Here is a 19,795-nt window from a genome sequence, read left to right on the forward strand (position 1 = left end):
TTAGCACCTCTGCCTCTGGGGATTCCCTTGTTCCCCGAAGGACAGGGGCGTTGTCTCAGTACAGGAAGCCGATAACGTCGCGCACCTGCTTCATCGTCACTTCGGCACGCTCCCTGGCGCGTTCGCCGCCCTTGCGCAGGATCGCGTCGATATGGCTGGTATCGTCCATCAGCCGGCGCATCTCGCCGGTGATCGGCGCCAGCACATGGATGGCGAGATCGACCAGCGCCGGCTTGAAGACCGAGAATTGCTGGCCGCCGAATTCGGTAAGCACCTCGGCCTTCGATTTGTCGGCCAGCGCGGCATAGATCGCCACCAGATTGTCGGCTTCCGGACGGCCCTGGAGCCCGTCGACCTCGCTCGGCAAACCGTCCGGATCGGTCTTGGCCTTGCGGATCTTCTTCGAGATCGCCTCTTCGTCGTCCATCAGATTGATGCGCGAGAGGTCGGAAGGATCGGATTTCGACATTTTCTTGGTGCCGTCGCGAAGCGACATGACGCGCGGCGCCGGTCCGCCGATCAAGGGTTCGACCATCGGAAAATAGGCATGCACTGGCTCGTCGCCGACGGTGATGTCGACGCCGTAGCCGCTCTTGCGTATATGCTCGGCATAATCGAGGTTGAACTTCATCGCGATGTCGCGGGCAAGCTCCAGATGCTGCTTCTGGTCCTCGCCGACTGGCACATGGGTGGCGCGGTAGACGAGAATGTCGGCGGCCATCAGGCTTGGATAGGCGTAGAGGCCGAGCGAAGCCTGCTCGCGGTCCTTGCCGGCCTTGTCCTTGAACTGCGTCATGCGGTTCATCCAGCCGATGCGCGCGACACAGTTGAAGATCCAGGCAAGTTCCGCATGCTGCGGCACGGCTGACTGATTGAAGACGATGTGCTTTTCCGGATCGATGCCGGCGGCGATGAAGGCAGCGGCGATCGAGCGCGTCTGGCTCGGCATGTCCTCGTGCACCAGCTGGGCGGTGAGTGCATGCATGTCGACGACGCAGTAGATGCAGTCATTGCCTTCCTGCAGCGCCACGAAGCGGCGGATCGCACCGAGATAGTTGCCGAGATGCAGATTGCCGGTCGGCTGCACGCCGGAGAATACGAGTTTTTGGAATTCGCTCATGTCGTCCTCAATAGGCTGGTGGAGGGCCCCAGGGCTGTTCGCCCATGTTGCTAACGCCGCGGCTTATGCACGGGCAACCCGTCCCAATCAAGTGGTTCGGGCTGCGGCATGCTGGATCAGGTCGAAGGTGTTGCCGTAAGGATCCGTAAAGACGGCGACCGTGCCGTAGACCTCATGCCTGGGCTCCTCCAGAAAGCGCACTCCGGCGCCGAGCATCGCGGCATAATCGCGGGCGAAATCGTCGGTCTTCAGGAAGAAGCCGACGCGGCCACCCGTCTGGTTGCCGATCGCCGCGCGCTGCGTCTGGTTTGCCGCCTGCGCCAGCAGAAAGGCTGCGCCATCCCCGCCTTTCGGCTTCACGACCACCCAGCGTTTGCCCTCCGGCTGGGGCTCGTCCTGAAGGCAATCGAAACCGAGGGTGCCGCAATAGAAGCCTTTGGCGCGGTCGTAATCGTCAACGACGAGCGTGACGAGAAAAAGAGACTGGACAGTCATGTGATCTCCCATGTTTGGATGTTTATTCCATCTAGAACGCGAAGGATGCTCATTTTTAAGCCGAATTGATCAGCGTCCTTAGTTCAAATTGAGTATAAAATTTCACAGAAAAGCTTTTATTGAACTGAAAATCCTCTCCGCACACTGGCGGCCCGTCAGTCGCCAGGCCAACCGCCCGGAGGGGACCATGCAGAACACCCGTTTGCTCGTCATGGCAGGCCTTTTCGCCCTACAATCCGCAACCGACGCCGTCGGTCAAGACAGCAAGAGACCGGCCGTTCATCTTCCCAAGCATGAGACGCGACTCGCCTATGCGGTTCAGACCGTCAGCGTGCGCGCCGGCTGTTTTCCAGAGCGCCTGCGAGCGATCCTCTCGCATATCGCCGCAAAGACCGGACGTCGCCCGATCGTTACCTCCGGCCTCCGGCCACATCCCCGCCGTCATGGCTCCCTGCATGGAAAATGCCTGGCGGCCGATATCCGGGTGCCGGGCCTCTCGGAACGAACCATCATTGCTGCCGCCAAGACAGCTCCAGGCATCGGCGGCATCGGCAGCTATTGCAACGGCATCATTCATGTCGATGTCGGCCCGCAGAGACGATGGGTCGATTGTTAGGCGAGCGAGAAAAGTGTGCAGGGGTTTTGTGCCACGGCGGTCAGGTTTGCGCCGGCTACTTTTGCCCCTCACCCTAACCCTCCCCGTAAACGGGGCGAGGGGACGTGCCTACGAGAGGCCTGAGAGAGGCGCGGCGGCGCGGCAAGTCCCTTCTCCCGTCAGAACGGGGAGAAGGTGGCGGCAGCCGGATGAGGGGCTTTCTCGGCAATCAACTAGCTTTGTGCATCCTTCGCCGGCACCGGCTTGCGGTTCAGGTTGCGCCGAATCATGCCGAGGTCGGCTCCGCCGATCAGGAAGGCGGCGGCGAAATAGATGAGCATTGCGATTGCGATCAGCAGCCCCAGCGTACCGACCTTGGTCAGAAGCGGCGCGCCGGAGGCGAGCCACGGCGCCCAATATTGCTTGAGGAAGACGATTGCCGCGCCCATGACGGCCGAGGCGACGATCAGCAGGGCGGCGCGTTTTGCCAGCGCCCATTCCCAGGTCAGATGGCCGCGGCGCAAAAGCGTGGTGAACAGCAAAAGCGTGCTGATCCAGCCGGCGGTGGCTTCGGCGACGGCGATGCCGGGCGCGCCCATAAAGGGGAACAGGGTCAGCGCCGTCGCGCAGTTGGTCCCCACTGCGATCGCCGAGAAGCGCATCGGCGTCTTGGTGTCCTCGCGGGCGTAAAAGCCCGGCTGCAGCGCCTTGATGAGCACAAACGCGGGCAGGCCAATGCCGTAGATCGCCAGGATCGAGCCGACGACGGCGGTGTTTTCCTGATGAAAGGCGCCGCGTTCGTAGAGCACGCGGATGATTTCGTCGGAGAGGATCCAGAGCGCGAAAGCGGCGGGGATGGTCAGGAACAGCACGAATTCGATCGAGCGGTTCTGCAGGTTTGCCGCTTCGCGCAGCGCCCCGCCCTTCAGCGCCCGGGCAAGCTCCGGCAGCAGCACCACGCCGACGGCGACGCCGACGACGCCGAGCGGCAGCTGATAGATGCGGTCGGCATACTGTAGCGCCGCAATCGCGCCGTCGCGGGAGGAGGCGATCGCCTGGCCGATCAGCTGGTTGATCTGAGTGATGCCGCCTGTCACGGCGGCGGGCACCGCAAGGATCAGCAGCCGCTTGACATTCGCAGTCATCTTCGGGAAGCGCAGGCCGATGCTCATGCCGGCTGTCAGCACGCCGACATAGACGACGGCGAGTTGCAGCACGCCGGCGGCAAGAACGCCCCAGGAGAGATACCAGGCCGTCGCGAGCGGATCGGCGCCGGTATAGAGCGAATAAAACAGCGCTCCGATCATCACCACGTTGAGGAAGACGGGGGCGATGGCGGCGGCGAAGAAATGATGCAGCGAATTCAGCATGCCGCTCATCATCGCCGTCAGCGACATGCACATCAGATAGGGAAACATCACGGCCGCCATGCGGATCGTGATCGAGAATTTCTCGGCATCGTCGGCAAAGCCCGGCGCGATGATGAAGCGCACCAAGAGCGGCATGGCAAGCTCCATCACGATGGTGATGAGGAGCAGCACCGAAAACAACACGCCGAAGACTTCTTCCGAAAAGCGCTTGGCGCCATCCGTGCCGTTCGCCTCAATCTCCTTGGCAAAGAGCGGCACGAAGGCGGCGTTGAAGGCGCCTTCGGCAAACAGCCGGCGGAAGAGGTTCGGAAAACGGAAGGCGGCGTAGAAGACGTCGGCCATCGGCCCGGTGCCGAGCGCCGCTGCCATCAGCGTTTCACGGGCGAAGCCGAAGATGCGGCTGCCGAGAGTGGCGCCGCCGACGGTCGCGAATTTCTTGACGAGGCTCATGCTTTGGGGCTCATGCGGGGGAATCGGCTTTCTTTTCGGCTGCGGGCGATGTTCGGGTGGCGGCGGGCGCGATGATGCCGGAGGGCATGCGCTCGCGCAGCTCGTCCTGCTCCTCCGCCATCACGGCCTTCATGCGGGCGGTGATATTGGCGCGCTTGCTGTCGCCCGATATCTTCTGACCCACGAGGTCGGTGACGTAGAAGGTGTCGATTACCTTCTCGCCGAAGGTGGTGATGCGCGCCGACTGGATATCGAGCGACAGATCGGAGAGCACGGCAGTGATCTCCGACAGCAGGCCCGGCCGGTCGAGGCATTCGACCTCGATGACCGTGAACTTGTTCGACAGGCTGTTGGTAATGTTGACCGAAGGCGGAATGTCGAAGGCCTTGCTTTTCTTGCGGTTACGCGTGCGCGTGGCGATAACCTCGGGCAGGCGCTTGCGGCCGGACAGCACGTTCTCGATCATCCGCCCGATTGTGCCGGCGCGGCGCAGTTCGTCGGCATCATCGGCAAATTCGCGGCTGACATGGATCGTATCGAGCGCCCGTCCGTCCGAGGTCGTGAAGATCTGCGCGTCGACGATGTTGGCGCCGGCCGCAGCACAGGCGCCGGCAATGACGGCGAGCAGCCGGGGGTGGTCGGGCGACAGCACGGTGATCTCAGTGATGGCGTGGAAACTGTCGGTGCGCACCATCGTGGCTAGCGCTTGGCCCGCCTTGTCGGCCTGGCGGATGAAATCGGCGTGGCGGAGCTGGTCTTCCAACGGCACCGAGAGCAGATATGGCTGGTAATGCAGCTTGGTATAGGTGTTGCGGTCCTTCTGGCTCCAGTCGGATAGGGCGCCGCGCAACGCCTCGGCGGCGGCATGGGCCCGCTCCTTGCGGGACACCTCCGAAAAGCCGCCGGCCAGCAGCAGCTCGGTCTCGTAATAGAGCGTGCGCAGAAGCTGGCCCTTCCAGCCGTTCCAGACGCCCGGGCCCACGGCGCGAATGTCGCAGATCGTCAGGATCAGAAGCATCTTCAGCCGGTCGAGCGACTGTACGCGGTCGGCAAAATCGATAATGGTCTTGCGATCGGTGAGGTCGCGGGTCTGCGCCACCATCGACATCGTCAGATGTTCCTCGATCAGCCAGACCACGAGTTCCGTCTGCTTCTGCGAGAGGCCGAAGCGGGCGCAGAGCTTGCGGGCGACGCGGGCGCCGGCAATTGAATGATCCTCCTGGCGGCCCTTAGCGATGTCATGGAGGAGAACGGCGAGATAGAGCGCCTCGCGGTCCTCGATTCCCGAGATCAGCTTGTTGGCGAGCGGATGCAGGTCCTCCGCTCGTGAATTGTCGATCTCCGAGAGAACTTCGACGGTGCGGATCAGATGCTCATCGACCGTATAATGATGATACATATTGAACTGCATCATCGCGACGATCTTGCCGAAATCGGGGATGAAACGGCCAAGCACGCCGGCCTCGTTCATCCGGCGCAGGATCAGCGCAGGGTCACGTTTCGACGTCAGGATCGACATGAAGAGACGGTTCGCCTCGTCGTTTTCCCTTAAGCTGTTGTCGATCAGGGCGAGTGAGCGGGTGACGCGTTTCAGCGCATCCGGATGGAATTCCAGCCCGGTGATGTCGGCGACGTGGAAGAGCCTGAGGATGCTGACCGGATCGCGCTTGAAGACATCGGCGTCGGCAAGAGCGATGCGGCCGCGGTCTTCGACGAATTCGACGCTGCCGGCAATCTTGCGGGTGCGATGGGTAAAGCGACTGATGACGCCGGTGAGACCCGGGATCGACTTCGCCTGCTGGTCTTCGAGTGCGGCGCACAGAATGCGCGTGAGATCGCCGACATCCTTGGCCACGAGGAAATAGTGTTTCATGAAGCGCTCGACCGCCGAAAGGCCGGGGCGGGTGTGATAGCCGAATGCCTCGGCGATCTCGCGCTGGATGTCGAAGGACAGACGTTCCTCGGCCTTGCCCGTCAGGAAGTGCATATGGCAGCGCACGGCCCAGAGAAAATCATCCGCCTTCTGCAGAAGGCGATATTCGTGTTTCGACAGAACGCCGAGCTTGATCAGCTCCGCCTGGTCGCGCACGTGGTAGTAATATTTCGAGATCCAGAACAGCGTGTGCAGGTCGCGAAGCCCGCCCTTGCCTTCCTTGACGTTCGGCTCGACGAGGTAACGCGTGTCGCCCGCCTTGCGGTGGCGCTCGTCGCGTTCTGCTAGTTTGGCGGCGATGAATTCAGGCCCGGTTCCAGTGACGATCTCCTTGTCGAAACGGGCTTCGAGCTCGGTTTCCAGCCGCTGCAGGCCGCAAATATAACGCATCTCGAGGATCGCGGTGCGGATCGTCATGTCCGACCTGGAAAGCGCGATGCATTCCTCCACCGTGCGGGTGGCGTGGCCGACCTTGAAGCCCATGTCCCAGAGCACGTAGAGCATGAATTCGACTGCCTTGTGCGTCTCCTCCGCCGGCCGCGGCGGGAAGAGGAAGAGCAGGTCGATATCGGAGCCCGGCGCCAGCGTGTCGCGGCCATAGCCGCCGACGGCGGTGACCGCGAATTTGTCCTTCTGCAGCGGGAAGATATGGGTGGTGGCGAAATTATAGAGGACGGTGATGATCTGGTCCTGCAGCCAGGAAATCCGATAGGCGCAATTGAGACCGCTTCCGTCGGCGGCAAGGGCCGCGCGCGCCTTCTGCCGGCCGTCCGTGCTCGCCCTTTTCAGCGCCGCGAGAAGATCGGCGCGCATGATGTCGGGCCGGTTTCGATTGGCTTCGGCAACGGCTTCACACTGCTTCTGCAGGAGTTCGGCGTCGAGGATCTCCGAGAAATCGAGGTTGCGCGTCGCGCTCGCAGGGGCGGTTTCCTGTTCATGCCGGGCTGCCTGATTGGGGCTCGCCTCACGTTTCGTCTGCATGCGCTATAACCTCTTTGCCCGGCGATTGACACGGGCCTTCATACTGCAAGAACCTTTAAATTTGGCGAAATGGTGTTGCCAATGCCGCGATGCGGGACGCTCTGCCGCAAACCTTCCGTAAAGTCTCAGTCTGCGGCCTGCGCATGCAGCGAATACAGCACCTGCCGGGTCTCGCGCTGGATCTCCTCGAGCGTCGCCCTGTCGCACTCGCGGTAGCCCGCCTTGGCAATCGACGTTCCGAGTTCGGATATCATAGCGCAGGAGCGGGTGATTTTCAGCAGGCCGATCGGCGATGTCCAGCCGCGCGCGTTGCGATCTTTGTCGGCGCGCCGCATCGTGTCGAGCATGGAGCAGATGAGCGAGAGGCGCTCGGTTTCGCGAACCAGCTTCTCCATGAACATGGACTGCGCTCCTATTTCAGCTTTTTCTTGAGATCGTAAAGCGCATCCAGCGCCTCGCGCGGCGTCATGTCGTCGAGGCTCATCGCCTTCAGCGCCTCCTCGACCTTCGATGGGCCGCGAGAAGTGTCTTCTCGCCTCACCGCCACCTGGAAGAGCGGCAGATCGTCGATCAACTGGCTCGCCGGGTTCTTGCGGTCGGCATCTTCGAGGCGGGTGAGCACGTCGCGGGACCGTGCCACGACCGAGGCCGGAAGCCCGGCGAGGCGGGCGACCTGGATGCCGTAGGAACGGTCGGCCGCACCCGGCCCGACCTCGTGCAGGAAGATCACGTCGCCGTCCCATTCCTTGACGCGCATCGTGGCGTTCGATAACCGGCCAAGCTTTTCCGACAACACGGTCAACTCATGAAAATGCGTAGCGAAGAGGCCGCGGCAGCGATTGGCCTCATGCAGGTGCTCGACGGCGGCCCAGGCAATCGACAGACCGTCGAAGGTGGCGGTGCCGCGGCCGATTTCGTCGAGGATGACGAGGGAGCGGTCGCTCGCCTGGTTGAGAATGGCAGCCGTTTCCACCATCTCGACCATGAAGGTGGAGCGTCCGCGCGCCAGATCGTCGGAGGCGCCGACGCGCGAGAACAGACGGTCGACGACGCCGATATGGGCCGATGTCGCCGGCACGAAGGAGCCCATCTGCGCCAGGATCGCGATCAAGGCGTTCTGGCGCAGGAAGGTCGATTTGCCGCCCATATTCGGGCCGGTCAGCAGCCAGATCGCCCCATCCTTGTCGCCGGTCTTCGGCGACAGATCGCAATTGTTGGCGACGAAGGGGCCGCCCGCCTGCCGGCGCAGCGCCTGTTCGACGACCGGATGGCGCCCGCCTTCGATCGCAAACATTTTCGAGCCGTCGACCTGCGGTCGGCAATAGGCCTGCTCTTCGGCAAGCAGCGCCAGGCCTGCGGCGACGTCGATCACGGCAAGCGCCCGCGCACCGGATTTGATCGCTTCGGCTTCAGCGACCACGGCCGTCGTCATCCTGTCGAAGGCGTCGAGTTCGATCGTCAGCGCTCGGTCTGCGGCGTTGGCGATACGGCTTTCGAGATCGGCAAGCTCGGTGGTGGTGAAGCGCATGGCGCTCGCCATCGTCTGGCGATGGATGAAGCGGGCCTTCGCCTCCGCCGTCTCCGTCATCGGGGCGGCATTGCCGGCGGTCACCTCGATGAAATAGCCGAGGATATTGTTGTGCTTGATCTTCAGCGACCGGATGCCGGTTTCCTCGGCATATTGCAGTTGCAGTCCGGCGATGACGCGGCGTGACTGGTCGCGCAGCGCCCGAACCTCGTCAAGCTCGGCGCTCGCGCCATCGCGCAGGAAACCGCCGTCTCGTTTCAACAGCGGCAATTCATCGGCGAGCGTATCGGCGAGCAGTTCGTACAGCGGCGCGGGAAGCGCTTTCAGGCCGGACAGCGCCTCGCCGAGCTCATCAGGCAGCATGGCGGTTGCGAGCATCTCCGCAACACCCTTGGCGGATTGCAGCCCCTGGCGGATCGCAGCGAGATCGCGTGGCCCGCCGCGGTCGAGCGCCAGGCGGGAGAGCGCGCGCGGCATATCGGGCACATGTTTCAGCGTGTCGCGCAGCCTGCCGCAGAGCGAGGGCTCCTCGATCAGGAAGCCGATCGAATCGAGTCGCGCATTGATGCGGGCAGGATCGGTGAGCGGCGACATCAGCCGCTCGGCCAGAAGCCGTGCGCCGCCGCCGGTGACGGTGCGGTCGATCGCCTTCAGGAGCGAACCGTTGCGATCTCCCGACAGCGTGCGGGCAAGCTCCAGATTGGCGCGGGTGGCCGGGTCGATGAACAGCGTTGAAGCGGCGCTTTCCCGTTCCGGCTTGCCAAGTGGCGGCCGCTCGGCGATCTGCGTCTTCTCGACATAGGCGACGGCGGCTGCGGCCGCCGCCAGCTCGGCGCGCGAGAAGCTGCCGAAGCCGTCAAGCGTCGAGACGCCGAAATAGCGTGCGATCCGGCCTTCGGCGCTGGCGCTGTCGAAGAGGACGGAAGGCTGTGGCACCGCCGTGCGGCCAAGCACATCGAAGACCGGCTTGAGCTCGGCATCGTGGAAGATCGTGTCGGGCAGGATCAATTCGCGCGGATCGATGCGCAGGATATCGGCAAGCAGCCGCGAGGCTTCCGTCTCGGCAAGCCGGAAGACGCCTGTGGAAATATCGATCCAGGCGAGCGCCAGCTGCGGCTCGGCGCCGCCGCGGATGCGGGCAAGCGCCATCAGATAGTTGGATTCCGAGGGTGAAAGCAGCTTCTCCTCGGTGATCGTGCCGGGCGTGACGAGGCGGATCACGTCACGCTTGACGACCGATTTGCCACCGCGTTTTTTCGCTTCGGCCGGATCCTCGATCTGTTCGCAGACGGCCACACGGAAGCCGAGCGAAATCAGCTTCTGCAGATAGTCGTCGGCCGCATGCACGGGCACGCCGCACATCGGGATATCCTGGCCCATGTGCTGGCCGCGCTTCGTCAGCGTGATGCCGAGCGCGCGGGAGGCTTCCAGCGCATCCTCGAAGAAGAGCTCGTAGAAGTCGCCCATGCGATAGAACAGCAGCGAACCCGCATTGTTCGCCTTGATCTCGATATATTGCTCCATCATCGGCGTCGCGGAGGCGCGGCTTTCCGCCGTGGCGAGCTCGGCAGCCGAAAAGGCTTCATTCCCAATGTCTATTCGTGCGTTCACGGAGGTGCAGTTTTTCCCAAAAAAACAGGTGCCAACCCTATCCGCGCGCCGCTATAGATGACAACTGCATTTGAGGAAGAGCGAAGCGTCGCCCACAGGACGTTGGAGGATTTATGCCCGATATTAATAAGAAGGACCGGCCGGTGACCTCGGTGACCGATCAGGAGGCGCTCGATTTTCACGCCATGGGCCGCCCCGGCAAGCTGGAGATCAACCCGACCAAGCCGATGGCGACGCAGCGCGACCTCTCGCTTGCCTATTCCCCGGGTGTCGCCGTTCCGGTCAAGGCGATCGCCGCCGATCCGCAGACCGCCTACGACTATACGGCGCGCGGCAACATGGTCGCCGTCATATCAAACGGCACGGCGATCCTCGGTCTCGGCAATCTCGGTGCGCTTGCCTCCAAGCCGGTCATGGAGGGCAAGTCGGTGCTCTTCAAGCGCTTCGCCGACGTCGATTCCATCGACCTCGAAATCGACACGGAAAACGTCGACGAGTTCATCAACTGCGTCCGCTTCCTCGGCCCCTCCTTCGGCGGCATCAATCTCGAAGATATCAAGGCGCCGGACTGCTTTGTGATCGAGAGCCGGCTACGTGAGCTGATGGACATTCCCGTCTTCCATGACGACCAGCACGGCACGGCGATCATCGCCGCCGCCGGCCTGATCAACGCGCTGGAACTGACCGGCCGCGACCTGAAGACGACGAAGCTTGTCTGCAATGGCGCCGGCGCTGCGGCGATTGCCTGCGTCGAACTCATCAAGGCGATGGGCTTTGCGCCCGAAAACATCATCCTCTGCGATACCAAGGGCGTCATCTACCAGGGCCGCACCGAGGGCATGAATCAGTGGAAATCTGCGCATGCGGCAAAGACCGATGCGCGCACGCTGGAAGATGCGATGAACGGCGCCGATGTGATTTTCGGCCTGTCGCAGAAAGGCGCCTTCTCGGCCGAGATGATCCGTTCGATGGCCGACCGGCCGATCATCTTCGCCATGGCCAATCCCGATCCCGAGATAACCCCCGAGGAGGTCGCCCGCATCCGCGACGACGCCATCATGGCAACGGGCCGCTCGGACTACCCCAACCAGGTCAACAACGTTCTCGGCTTTCCCTATATCTTCCGCGGCGCCCTCGATGTGCGCGCCTCCACGATCAACGACGCGATGAAGATCGCCGCCGTCAAGGCGCTGGCAAACCTTGCCCGTGAGGACGTGCCGGATGACGTGGTCGCCGCCTACCAGGGCAACCGGCCGCGTTTCGGGCCGCAATATATTATTCCCGTTCCCTTCGATCCGCGGCTGATCTCGGCCATCCCGGTGGCTGTCGCAGAAGCCGCGATCGAAAGCGGCGTCGCCCGCAAGGTCATTACCGACATGGCCGGGTACGCACGCGAGCTTTCGGCGCGCCGCGATCCCATCGCTTCGACGCTTGCCAGCCTCTACGAACGTGTCCGCCGCCGCCCGAAGCGGATCGTCTTTGCCGAGGCCGAGGAAGAACAGGTGCTGCGCGCCGCCATGTCCTACGCCAACCAGCAGCTCGGCACCGCCATCCTGCTCGGCCGCGAGGATCTGATCCGGGCGACGGCGGAGCGCGCCGGCATCGACCTCAACCGGCCCGGCTTCGATATCGTCAATGCCCGCATCTCCACCCGGGTCGAAGCCTATATCGATTACCTCTATGCCAGATTGCAGCGGCGCGGTTACCTCCACCGCGATGCCCAGCGCCTGATCCACAATGACCGTAACCACTTCGCTGCCACCATGGTGGCGCTCGGCGACGCCGACGGCATGGTGACGGGCATCACACGCAACTATTCCACCGCACTCGAGGATGTGCGCCGCTGCATCGACGAGAAGCCCGGCCACCGCGTCATCGGCGTGTCGCTGGCGCTCTGCCGCGGCCGCACGGTCTTCGTCGCCGATACGGCAGTGCATGACATGCCGACGGCCGAAGAACTTGCCGATATCGCCGAAGAAGCGGCCGGTCTCGCACGGCGCATGGGGTATCAGCCGCGCGTCGCCATGCTTGCCTATTCCACCTTCGGCCATCCCTCCGGCGAACGCTCCGAGCGGGTGCGCGAAGCGGTCAAGATCCTCGACCGGCGCCGCGTCGATTTCGAATATGACGGCGAGATGGCTGCCGATGTGGCGCTGAACCGCAAGGTGATGGAGCAATATCCCTTCTGCCGGCTCTCCGGCCCCGCCAACGTCCTCGTCATGCCGGCCTTCCACTCGGCCTCTATCTCGACCAAGATGCTGCAGGAACTCGGCGGCTCCACGGTCATCGGCCCGATCCTCGTCGGCCTCGACAAGCCGGTGCAGATCACCTCGATGGGCGCCAAGGACAGCGATATCGTCAACATGGCGGCGATCGCCGCCTATGGCGGGTCATAAGGCCATCTGCCCGCACAGCGAGATATTCAGTGACCAGGGAGATCGGCGAGATCAGCCCCTCATCCGCCTGTCGGCACCTTCTCCCCGTTTGCGGGGCGAAGGGGATATGCCGCGATCTCTCCGCCCCATCCACGGCTCGTGCGGCAAGTCCCCTCTCCCCGTCAGAACGGGGAGAGGGTTAGGGTGAGGGGCAGCACTGGCAATCTCTGCTTCGCCTGACTGCAATCAGCTTGCGAAGCGACCGGCGTCGGCGCCGTAGTAGTTCAGGTAGCGGTCGGAAATGCTGGAGATCGGCAGCACGATCAGCACGTCGGTCGTGTTGAAGGCATGATCGATGACGGCGCTGGAGCCGACCATTGCGCCGAGTCTGAGGTAGCCCTTGATCAGCGGCGGCAGGGCCATCAGCGCCCGCTTCGGGTTGACGGCCTCGGCCGGCATCAGATCCATGTTGCGGGCGAGATGCGGCAGTGCGCCGATGGCCCATTCGTCTTTCGCCAGCACATTGTGGTAGAGGAAGGACAGCGCCAGTGCGTGGCTTTCGAGATAGACGCCGGGGAACGAGGCGCAGCCGAACATGGCGCTCACGCCGTGCTTCAATGCATAAGCCCAGTTGCCCTGCCAGAGAAGCTCAACGGTGCGTTTGGTGCGGTATTCCGGCAGCACGCAGGAACGCCCGAGCTCCATGAAGCGCTTGTCCGGGTGCCTGGCGAGGAGGCTCTCGATTTCGAATTCGGAAGCCGAATAAAAACCGCCATTGGCGATCGCGACATCCTGGCGCAGCAGCCGGTAGGTGCCGACGATCTGATCTTCCGGATCACCTTCGAGCGAGCGGTCGAGAACGAGAAGATGGTCGCAGACAGCGTCATAGGCATCGAAATCGCGTTCGCGCCGCATGGCTTCCGGCGGCAGCTGCGCCTTCATTTCTTTGACGAAGACGCGGTAGCGCACGGCCTGGGCCGCATCGATCTCGCGTGCCGTGCGGGCAAGGCGGGTTTCGAGATTGCCGATCCGGCCGAGGATGTCGCCGTCTTGCTGCGCAGCCGTCGACGGCCGCGCGGCCTCCGCGGTAACGTCACAATTCAGGATGTCGATGGAGGACATGGCGATTCTCCCGTTGCCGGCTTATCGACGCCATAAAACACTTCTGTGCGACAGGAAAGTGACATATTGAATTTCCCGGCGCAAGCAGCCTGCGCAGTCAATTCAGCGACCTACCGCGCTTCTGCCCGTCGGGCGGAAAGGGCGGCGACCGCCTGAACTTCCGTCAGCAGCCGCACCGGATCGACCGGCTTTACCATGACGCGGTTGGCGCCATTGAGCAAGACCTGGCGGCGCGACTCGTCGCTCTTGTCGGCGGTGAGCACGATCACCGGCACCGGGTCAAGATCGAGCCGCCTTTCGTGGCCGCGCAGCCGCCCCAGCATGTCGATGCCGTTGCCGCCCGGCATCGACAGATCGCTGATGATGATGTCTGGCCGCGCGCTCGCCTCGCCGAGCGCGCAATCGAGGAGTGTGTCGAAATCCTCGACATGGTGCACCTTGTGTCCGCCCTTTTCCAGGACGACGCGCACCAGCATCGCATTGATCGGATCGTCCTCGCCGAGCAGGATGCGCAGGCCGTGTGCGGCCACCATGGTTTCGGCCATCGGCGGGCCGAAACCCGGCTGGTTGTCGTTCAGCGCGTCGCGCTTCTCCATGCCGCGCATGCGCCCGCGCAGCACATCGATCAGCGACTGTTCGCGCAGAGGCCGGATGAGCCAGGCATCGAACAGGTCGAGCGGATGGGCGCTGCGCTCTTCGGGATTGACGAGCAGGACCTTGCGCAGGCCAAGGGCAGCGATTTCGGCGCGATCGGCGAGATGCGCTGAAAATTCCGCCGACATGCGATGATCGACGATAATATCGGTTGGCCGGCGGCTGCCGCTTGCCATTCCGAGCAGCTTCGCGCGCGCAGCCTCGCCGCTGTCGACAAGATGGCAGGTGCCGCCGAGCGCGGTGATCGTTTCGGCAATGGCGGAGCGGGCCGCCCCTGCCGGCGCCAGCAGCACGACGCTGTTGCCGGCAAGCAGCGTGTTTCGCCGTTCGGAGCGCTCGCTGTCGAGTTCAATGGGGAAGCGTATGGTGAATGTGCTGCCTTTGCCCTTTTCGCTGGTGACCGTCAAGGCGCCGTCGAATTCGCGCATGATGCGGGCGGAGATGGCAAGGCCGAGCCCGGTGCCGCCGCTCTTGTCGGCAACGTTTCCACCTTGTTCGAACTCGCCGAAGACGCGCGCCAGCTCCTCCGCCGTCATGCCCGGACCCGTGTCGGTGACGGTAATCAGCAGGTTGCCGGCATCGAGCGATACGCGGATGAACACGCCGCCGGCCTGCGTGAATTTGACAGCATTGCCGATGACGTTGAACAGAACCTGGCGCAGCCGCGCCGCATCGAAGCTCATTTTCTCCGGAACGTCTGACGACACGGTGGCGCCGATCTCGATCCCCTTTTCATGCGCCCGGTGGGCGAGCATTTCGACGACGCTTTCCAGAAGCTTCCGCAGCGATTCCGAGCGCGGGTGAAGCTCGAAACGGCCGACTTCGATGGTGGAAAAATCGAGCAGATCCTCGACAAGCTGCGTCAAGGCGTGGCCGGATTGGCGGATGTTGGCGAGATAATTCTGCTGTTCCTGCGTCAGCCGCGTTTCCGCGAGCAGGTGCGTCATGCCGAGAATGCCCGAAAGCGGCGTGCGCACCTCGTGGCTGACGGTTGCAAGCAGTCGGGATTTCGCGGCGCTGTTATACTCGGCTTTCTGGCGGGCCGACTCGCGGCTCTGCGCGACGAGCCGCTCCTCCGTCACATCACGGGCAACACTCTGCAGCAGCAGGTGGCCGCTGCCCGGATCGCGGGTGACCACGTCGCGCCACAGGAAAATACGCTGGCCTTCCGGCGTCGATATCTCGACGTCGTAGCAGTGCGGGATCGGGCCGGGACGGAAGGCAATCCCGATCTCTTCGCAGGTCCGCCCTTCCGGGCGCAGCCGGCCGGTCAGACGGCGAAAGGTGTCGTTGGCCGAGATGATGCGACGGTCCATGGCACGGGTGAGGGTGATATCGCCGAGCACGTCATGCACCTCGGCGAAGAGCTTCGCGCCATCATCGCCGTTCGGAGCGGATCGACCGGCGGGCTGCCTGCTTCTCTGCCGGCGTACCATCAGCACGGCGTAACAGGCGATGACGGCAAGGCCGAGAGCGACGAGACCGCCCGAAAGGAGCAACGGCTCGCCGGCATGGGCGAGCAGCGTCAGGACCATCGCGGCCAGAAAGCCGGCGCCGCTCAGCCAGTAGAACAGCAGGCGCCGCGTCGCTGCAGGCCCTGATAGGGCAGCAGCCCCCGTGCGCGCTGTCGATGCTCCGGGACGCGAAGAGGTTTCCTCCGTCCGCTCCTGATGCGGCTTGACGGCGGTTCCGCCGAAGGCGGCGGACAATCTTTCCTGCAACTGTCCCAGACTCTGCATGGTATCTGGATAACATGAGGCTTATTCCGAATGCCTTCAGGAATTCGATAAGATTTTAGCGGCCGGCCTTTTTCGGCAGCAGCAGCTCCTCGAGGATGACGCAGCCGGCGCCGATGGTGATGAAACTGTCGGCGAGATTGAACACGGCGAAAGACCAGCTTTCGGTGTAGAAGAGGATGTAGTCGATCACATGTCCGTAGGCGAAGCGATCGACAAGATTGCCGATCGCACCGGCAATGATCAGCGCATAGCCGAGATGCGCGAGCCAGCGGTCTTTTGCCGTGCGGTACCACAGCCAGATGACGAAGGCGACGATGACGAGCCGCATGCCGACGATGATCCAGCCGTCCATGCCCTCCAGCATCGAAAAGGCGACGCCGAGATTATAGGTGCGGTAGAGCGCCAGCATCGGGATGACGGGAACGGCTTCCTGCAGCGGCAGGGTATGATCGACGGCGATCTTGACGACCTGGTCGATGAGAACGGCGAGAAGGATGAAAATCAGGATCGGCGCCGGGCGCGAAAACAGCGCGGGGCGTGCATGCGTCGGTTCGGTCATTTGCCCTCGGCAAGTGAAAGGAGATGGCGGCGCGCCTCGAAAAGCATGACGGCAGTGGCGACGGCGAGGTTCAGGGAGTCGGCGCGGCCCTGCTGTGGGATCCGCGCGAGCGCATCGGCCTCCCTGGCGAGCTGGTCCGGCAGGCCGGATTGTTCGTTGCCCATCAGGAGGACCGTGGGCTTCTTGCGGTAGTCGATCGTGCGATAGTCGACCGCGCCGGCCAGATGGGTGGCGACGATGGAAACGCCGGCCGATTTCCGCCAGGCCAGGAACTCCTCCGGCGTCGCCCGCGCGACTGGAACGGCGAAGACCGAGCCCATGGTTGCCCGCACGGTCTCCAGCGAGAAGGGATCGGTCGTCTCGCCGATGAGAATGATGCCGGCCGCGCCGGCCGCATCGGCCGTCCGGATGATGGTGCCGAGATTGCCCGGATCGCGCACGCGGTCGAGCGCCACCCACGTCTCACCCTCCTGCGGCCGGATGCCCTTGAGCGGCGTCCAGCGCTGCTCGAAGATGCCGACGACCATTTGCGGGTTGTCGCGCCGGGTGATCGCGGCAATCACCTTTTCGCTGACTTCGAGCACCAGCCCGCCCGAGGCGACGGTCCTTGCCGCCATCTGCTCGACCAGCGGCTTACCCTTGGCGGCCTTGGCATAGACCATCGTGCGGATCGTCCAGCCGAGCTCGATTGCATCGATGACGAGCTTCAGCCCTTCGGCGAGGAAAGTCCCGCTTTCCTCCCGCGACTTCTTGTTGGTCAGCGCCTTGATGTCCTTGATGATCGGATTGGCGAGCGAGGTGACTTCCTTCACCTGCCCGACCCTGCGTGGCCCGTGATCGTGGAAGTCCTTGCTCATTGCGGCACCCAGCGCGAAAAGAGGGAGGTGGAAAGCGCCCGGCCCGCAGTCCGGCCATCCGTGCCGGCCTCGCGAATGACCAGTTCGCCGGATTCGACCGCACCGCCGGCGCCGCGCATCGTCTCGCGCATCAACTCGTGGATCGAATAGAAGCTGGCGCGGATCGAATAGGCCGTCAGCACCAGGCCGACTGCCCTCGGGGAGAGGATTTCGCGGCAGACATCGAGCATCAGCGGCAGATGCTCGAAGAGATGCCAGATTTCGCCGTTGGGGCCGCGGCCGAATTTCGGCGGATCGGTGAGGATGATGTCGTATTGGCTGCCGCGGCGTTCCTCGCGCAGGATGAATTTCATCGCATCCTCGCAGATCCAGCGGATCGGCAGCTTCTCCATGCGCCCGAGCGCCTGGTTCTCGCGCGCCCAGCCGATCGCCTTCTTCGACGCGTCGACATGGGTGACCTCGGCGCCGGCAGCGGCGGCGACCAGCGACGCGACACCGGTATAACCGAAGAGGTTCAGCACTTTCAGCGGTCGGCCGGCCTTTTCGACAGCCTCCTTCATCCAGCTCCAATGGACGATCTGCTCGGGAAAGACACCGACGTGACGGAACGAGGTGAAGCGGCCGAGGAAATCGACGCCGAGCAGGTTGAGCGGCCAGGTCTCGCCGAGCGCCTCCCTCGGGAAGCGCCAGCGGCCGGTGCCTTCCTCGTCGGTATCGCCGGTGAACACGGCATCCACCTTCTCCCAGATCTGCGGCGCCAGCGAAGGCCGCCACAGCGCCTGAGCTTCCGGGCGGATGATGCGGTAGGGGCCATATTGCTCCAGCTTCTGGCCATCGCCGCTGTCGATCAGGTGGAAATCGCCGGCGCCGAGCGATTCGAGAATGACCGGCACGCGCTCCGCCGGCCGATCGCCGCTGCGCGTCATGAGCGGGCGCAAAACCGCAGCCGGCGTCGCACTCTCGCGAACCGTATCGCGTGTGGCCGCGGGACGTGCCACGGGCTTTGGTGCTCGGCCGGCCCGATCGTCCCTGCGGCTTTCACCGGCGGGACCTGATGTCTTCTTCTGGCCCGGCCGGCGTTCTCTTTGTTTCACGTGCTCTTCCGCGTCTCTGTCGGTTTTTTCGTCCTCTAGCCTAGAAGACTGCAGCGGATCAACTGGGCGCCGACCACGCCTGGACAGGTTCTCTTGTGGCGGCGTTCATTTCAAGCCCTCGGATGCGTGCGTGCGAAGCCAGCTTTCCGCCGCATAGAGGGCCGCGACATGCATCGATTGCATGATAACGGCGCCGGACCGCAGGTCGGCAAGGATATCGCCAAGATCTGCAAACAACATGTCGACTTTCTCACCAGGGTCGAAAGAGGGTTCGCCCGATCTGTTCAAGCCAAACGCCAGCCAGCTCGTGACTATATTGCTGTGGTTGGCGGCATTCGGATAGGAGGTGAGCAGCTTGACGAAGGTCGAGGCGTCATAGCCGGTCTCTTCCCGCAGTTCGCGCCGCGCTGCCGCCATCGCCGCATCGCCGGCTTCGATGTCAGCGGGTTCGACGCCGCCGGCGACTAGACCGAGGACGATTTCGGCCCGGCCATGCCGGTACTCCCGCGTCAACAGCACGCGTCCGTCGGGCATCAGCGGGATGACGTTGATCCAATCGGGATAATCGAGCACATGGAACGGAGCGACGACGATCCCCTCGGCGGTAACGCAATCGTCGCTGCGAAGCCGGATCCAGCGATCCTCGTAGGTGATCCGGCTCGCCGTCACGCTCCAGGGTTTCAATTCGTCGCTCATCGTAATTCTTTCCGATAGAAGCCACCAGATAACATTCCCATCCGCCGTGGCAAAGGGCTTTGCTGCTGGGATAAGATGGGGCGAATCGCAGATGGGGCTGTCGAATGGATTTCACCGGCGAAGAACGCATCGCCGCGCCGCGGGACATGGTCTGGGCAGCGCTCAACGATCCGGAGATCATGCGCGGCTGCATTCCGGGGTGTCAGAACATCGAGCGGCTGTCGCCAAGCGCTTTCGAGGCGACGATCAAGGTGAAGTTCAGCCTGTTCTCCGCCACCTTCCATGGGTTGCTGACGCTTTCCAATGTCGATGCGCCGAGAAGCTATACGTTGACGGCCGAAGGCAAGGGCGGCCTTGCCGGCTTCGCCAGGGGCAGCGCCGATGTCGTGCTCGAGGCGACGGGCGAGGAGACGATCCTGCACTACCGGGCGAGAGCCGAACTCGGCGGCAGGCTCGCCCAGCTCGGCGCACGCCTGCTCGATTCGACCTCGCAGCGGCTGGCCGAAGGTTTCTTCTCGGATTTCAATGCTGCGATCGTTGCAAAAATGACTGCGGATTGAGCGCCGAAGTTTTCGCTGCCGCTTGGCGCGGACCTGCGCCTGAGCTATTGCGACAT

Annotated in this window: 15 protein-coding genes; 3 read left to right on the top strand and 12 right to left on the bottom strand. The window is 63.4% G+C overall.

Annotation, left to right across the window (positions count from 1 at the left end):
• Positions 1-55: 55 nt before the first annotated feature.
• Both trpS and NXC14_RS01905 read right to left on the bottom strand, forming a co-directional pair.
• The gene (gene trpS, locus NXC14_RS01900; RefSeq protein WP_085776725.1) at positions 56-1,120 is read right to left on the bottom strand and encodes a tryptophan--tRNA ligase; all 1,065 of its coding nucleotides are present in this window, start codon (positions 1,118-1,120) and stop codon (positions 56-58) included.
• Positions 1,121-1,207: 87 nt separating this feature from the next.
• Entirely contained in the window at positions 1,208-1,615 is a 408-nt protein-coding gene (locus NXC14_RS01905; protein WP_085776726.1) for a VOC family protein, read from the bottom strand.
• Between the two features lie 187 nt (positions 1,616-1,802).
• Here NXC14_RS01905 and NXC14_RS01910 point away from each other — a divergent pair, with 187 nt between their 5' ends.
• Entirely contained in the window at positions 1,803-2,231 is a 429-nt protein-coding gene (locus NXC14_RS01910) for a D-Ala-D-Ala carboxypeptidase family metallohydrolase (protein ID WP_085776727.1), read from the top strand.
• A 212-nt stretch (positions 2,232-2,443) separates the two neighbouring features.
• On the opposite strand, the gene murJ is transcribed toward NXC14_RS01910, so the two are convergent.
• The 4 genes from murJ to mutS form a co-directional block, all read right to left on the bottom strand.
• Positions 2,444-4,030 carry a murein biosynthesis integral membrane protein MurJ gene (gene murJ / locus NXC14_RS01915; RefSeq protein WP_085776728.1) on the bottom strand — a complete coding sequence of 529 codons (1,587 nt, stop codon included), beginning with the start codon at positions 4,028-4,030 and terminating at the stop codon, positions 2,444-2,446.
• Positions 4,031-4,040: 10 nt separating this feature from the next.
• Positions 4,041-6,944: a [protein-PII] uridylyltransferase gene (locus NXC14_RS01920; RefSeq protein WP_085776729.1), complete on the bottom strand. Its 2,904-nt coding sequence runs from the start codon at positions 6,942-6,944 to the stop codon at positions 4,041-4,043.
• 125 nt (positions 6,945-7,069) lie between these two features.
• Positions 7,070-7,345, bottom strand: a complete 276-nt coding sequence (locus NXC14_RS01925) for a hypothetical protein (RefSeq protein WP_085776730.1) — start codon at positions 7,343-7,345, stop codon at positions 7,070-7,072.
• Between the two features lie 11 nt (positions 7,346-7,356).
• The gene (gene mutS / locus NXC14_RS01930; RefSeq protein ID WP_085776731.1) at positions 7,357-10,083 is read right to left on the bottom strand and encodes a DNA mismatch repair protein MutS; all 2,727 of its coding nucleotides are present in this window, start codon (positions 10,081-10,083) and stop codon (positions 7,357-7,359) included.
• A 113-nt stretch (positions 10,084-10,196) separates the two neighbouring features.
• Between mutS and NXC14_RS01935 the strand changes: the two genes are divergently transcribed.
• Entirely contained in the window at positions 10,197-12,479 is a 2,283-nt protein-coding gene (locus NXC14_RS01935) for an NADP-dependent malic enzyme (RefSeq protein ID WP_085776732.1), read from the top strand.
• Positions 12,480-12,704: 225 nt separating this feature from the next.
• On the opposite strand, the gene NXC14_RS01940 is transcribed toward NXC14_RS01935, so the two are convergent.
• The 6 genes from NXC14_RS01940 to NXC14_RS01965 all read right to left on the bottom strand — a co-directional run bounded on the left by NXC14_RS01940 (position 12,705) and on the right by NXC14_RS01965 (position 19,179).
• Positions 12,705-13,580, bottom strand: a complete 876-nt coding sequence (locus tag NXC14_RS01940) for a GNAT family N-acetyltransferase (RefSeq protein ID WP_085776733.1) — start codon at positions 13,578-13,580, stop codon at positions 12,705-12,707.
• A gap of 110 nt (positions 13,581-13,690) precedes the next feature.
• Complete coding sequence (locus tag NXC14_RS01945) at positions 13,691-15,973, bottom strand: ATP-binding protein (RefSeq protein ID WP_085776734.1); 2,283 nt, start codon at positions 15,971-15,973, stop codon at positions 13,691-13,693.
• A gap of 55 nt (positions 15,974-16,028) precedes the next feature.
• Positions 16,029-16,532: a signal peptidase II gene (gene lspA, locus NXC14_RS01950; RefSeq protein WP_085776735.1), complete on the bottom strand. Its 504-nt coding sequence runs from the start codon at positions 16,530-16,532 to the stop codon at positions 16,029-16,031.
• Positions 16,529-17,389 (bottom strand): RNA methyltransferase, encoded by an 861-nt coding sequence (locus NXC14_RS01955; RefSeq protein ID WP_085776736.1) that lies wholly within the window; start codon positions 17,387-17,389, stop codon positions 16,529-16,531. The genes lspA and NXC14_RS01955 overlap by 4 nt, the downstream gene beginning before the upstream one ends.
• Positions 17,386-18,483 (bottom strand): class I SAM-dependent methyltransferase, encoded by a 1,098-nt coding sequence (locus NXC14_RS01960; RefSeq protein WP_085776737.1) that lies wholly within the window; start codon positions 18,481-18,483, stop codon positions 17,386-17,388. Before NXC14_RS01960 ends, NXC14_RS01955 begins: the two co-directional genes overlap by 4 nt.
• 105 nt (positions 18,484-18,588) lie before the next feature.
• The gene (locus NXC14_RS01965; protein ID WP_085776738.1) at positions 18,589-19,179 is read right to left on the bottom strand and encodes an NUDIX hydrolase; all 591 of its coding nucleotides are present in this window, start codon (positions 19,177-19,179) and stop codon (positions 18,589-18,591) included.
• Between the two features lie 104 nt (positions 19,180-19,283).
• On the opposite strand from NXC14_RS01965, the gene NXC14_RS01970 reads away from it, so the two are divergent.
• On the top strand, positions 19,284-19,739 hold the full coding sequence (locus tag NXC14_RS01970; RefSeq protein WP_085776739.1) for a carbon monoxide dehydrogenase subunit G: 456 nt from the start codon (positions 19,284-19,286) through the stop codon (positions 19,737-19,739).
• Positions 19,740-19,795: the final 56 nt, after the last annotated feature.

This window comes from Rhizobium sp. NXC14, assembly GCF_002117485.1.
Taxonomy (GTDB): Bacteria; Pseudomonadota; Alphaproteobacteria; order Rhizobiales; family Rhizobiaceae; genus Rhizobium.

What these genes read in the sequence shown, in the direction of transcription:
- trpS (WP_085776725.1), bottom strand. Translation starts at nt 1,120, where the DNA reads ATGAGCGAATTCCAAAAACTCGTATTCTCCGGCGTGCAGCCGACCGGC.
- NXC14_RS01905 (WP_085776726.1), bottom strand. Translation starts at nt 1,615, where the DNA reads ATGACTGTCCAGTCTCTTTTTCTCGTCACGCTCGTCGTTGACGATTAC.
- NXC14_RS01910 (WP_085776727.1), top strand. Translation starts at nt 1,803, where the DNA reads ATGCAGAACACCCGTTTGCTCGTCATGGCAGGCCTTTTCGCCCTACAA.
- murJ (WP_085776728.1), bottom strand. Translation starts at nt 4,030, where the DNA reads ATGAGCCTCGTCAAGAAATTCGCGACCGTCGGCGGCGCCACTCTCGGC.
- NXC14_RS01920 (WP_085776729.1), bottom strand. Translation starts at nt 6,944, where the DNA reads ATGCAGACGAAACGTGAGGCGAGCCCCAATCAGGCAGCCCGGCATGAA.
- NXC14_RS01925 (WP_085776730.1), bottom strand. Translation starts at nt 7,345, where the DNA reads ATGTTCATGGAGAAGCTGGTTCGCGAAACCGAGCGCCTCTCGCTCATC.
- NXC14_RS01935 (WP_085776732.1), top strand. Translation starts at nt 10,197, where the DNA reads ATGCCCGATATTAATAAGAAGGACCGGCCGGTGACCTCGGTGACCGAT.
- NXC14_RS01940 (WP_085776733.1), bottom strand. Translation starts at nt 13,580, where the DNA reads ATGTCCTCCATCGACATCCTGAATTGTGACGTTACCGCGGAGGCCGCG.
- NXC14_RS01945 (WP_085776734.1), bottom strand. Translation starts at nt 15,973, where the DNA reads ATGCAGAGTCTGGGACAGTTGCAGGAAAGATTGTCCGCCGCCTTCGGC.
- lspA (WP_085776735.1), bottom strand. Translation starts at nt 16,532, where the DNA reads ATGACCGAACCGACGCATGCACGCCCCGCGCTGTTTTCGCGCCCGGCG.
- NXC14_RS01955 (WP_085776736.1), bottom strand. Translation starts at nt 17,389, where the DNA reads ATGAGCAAGGACTTCCACGATCACGGGCCACGCAGGGTCGGGCAGGTG.
- NXC14_RS01965 (WP_085776738.1), bottom strand. Translation starts at nt 19,179, where the DNA reads ATGAGCGACGAATTGAAACCCTGGAGCGTGACGGCGAGCCGGATCACC.
- NXC14_RS01970 (WP_085776739.1), top strand. Translation starts at nt 19,284, where the DNA reads ATGGATTTCACCGGCGAAGAACGCATCGCCGCGCCGCGGGACATGGTC.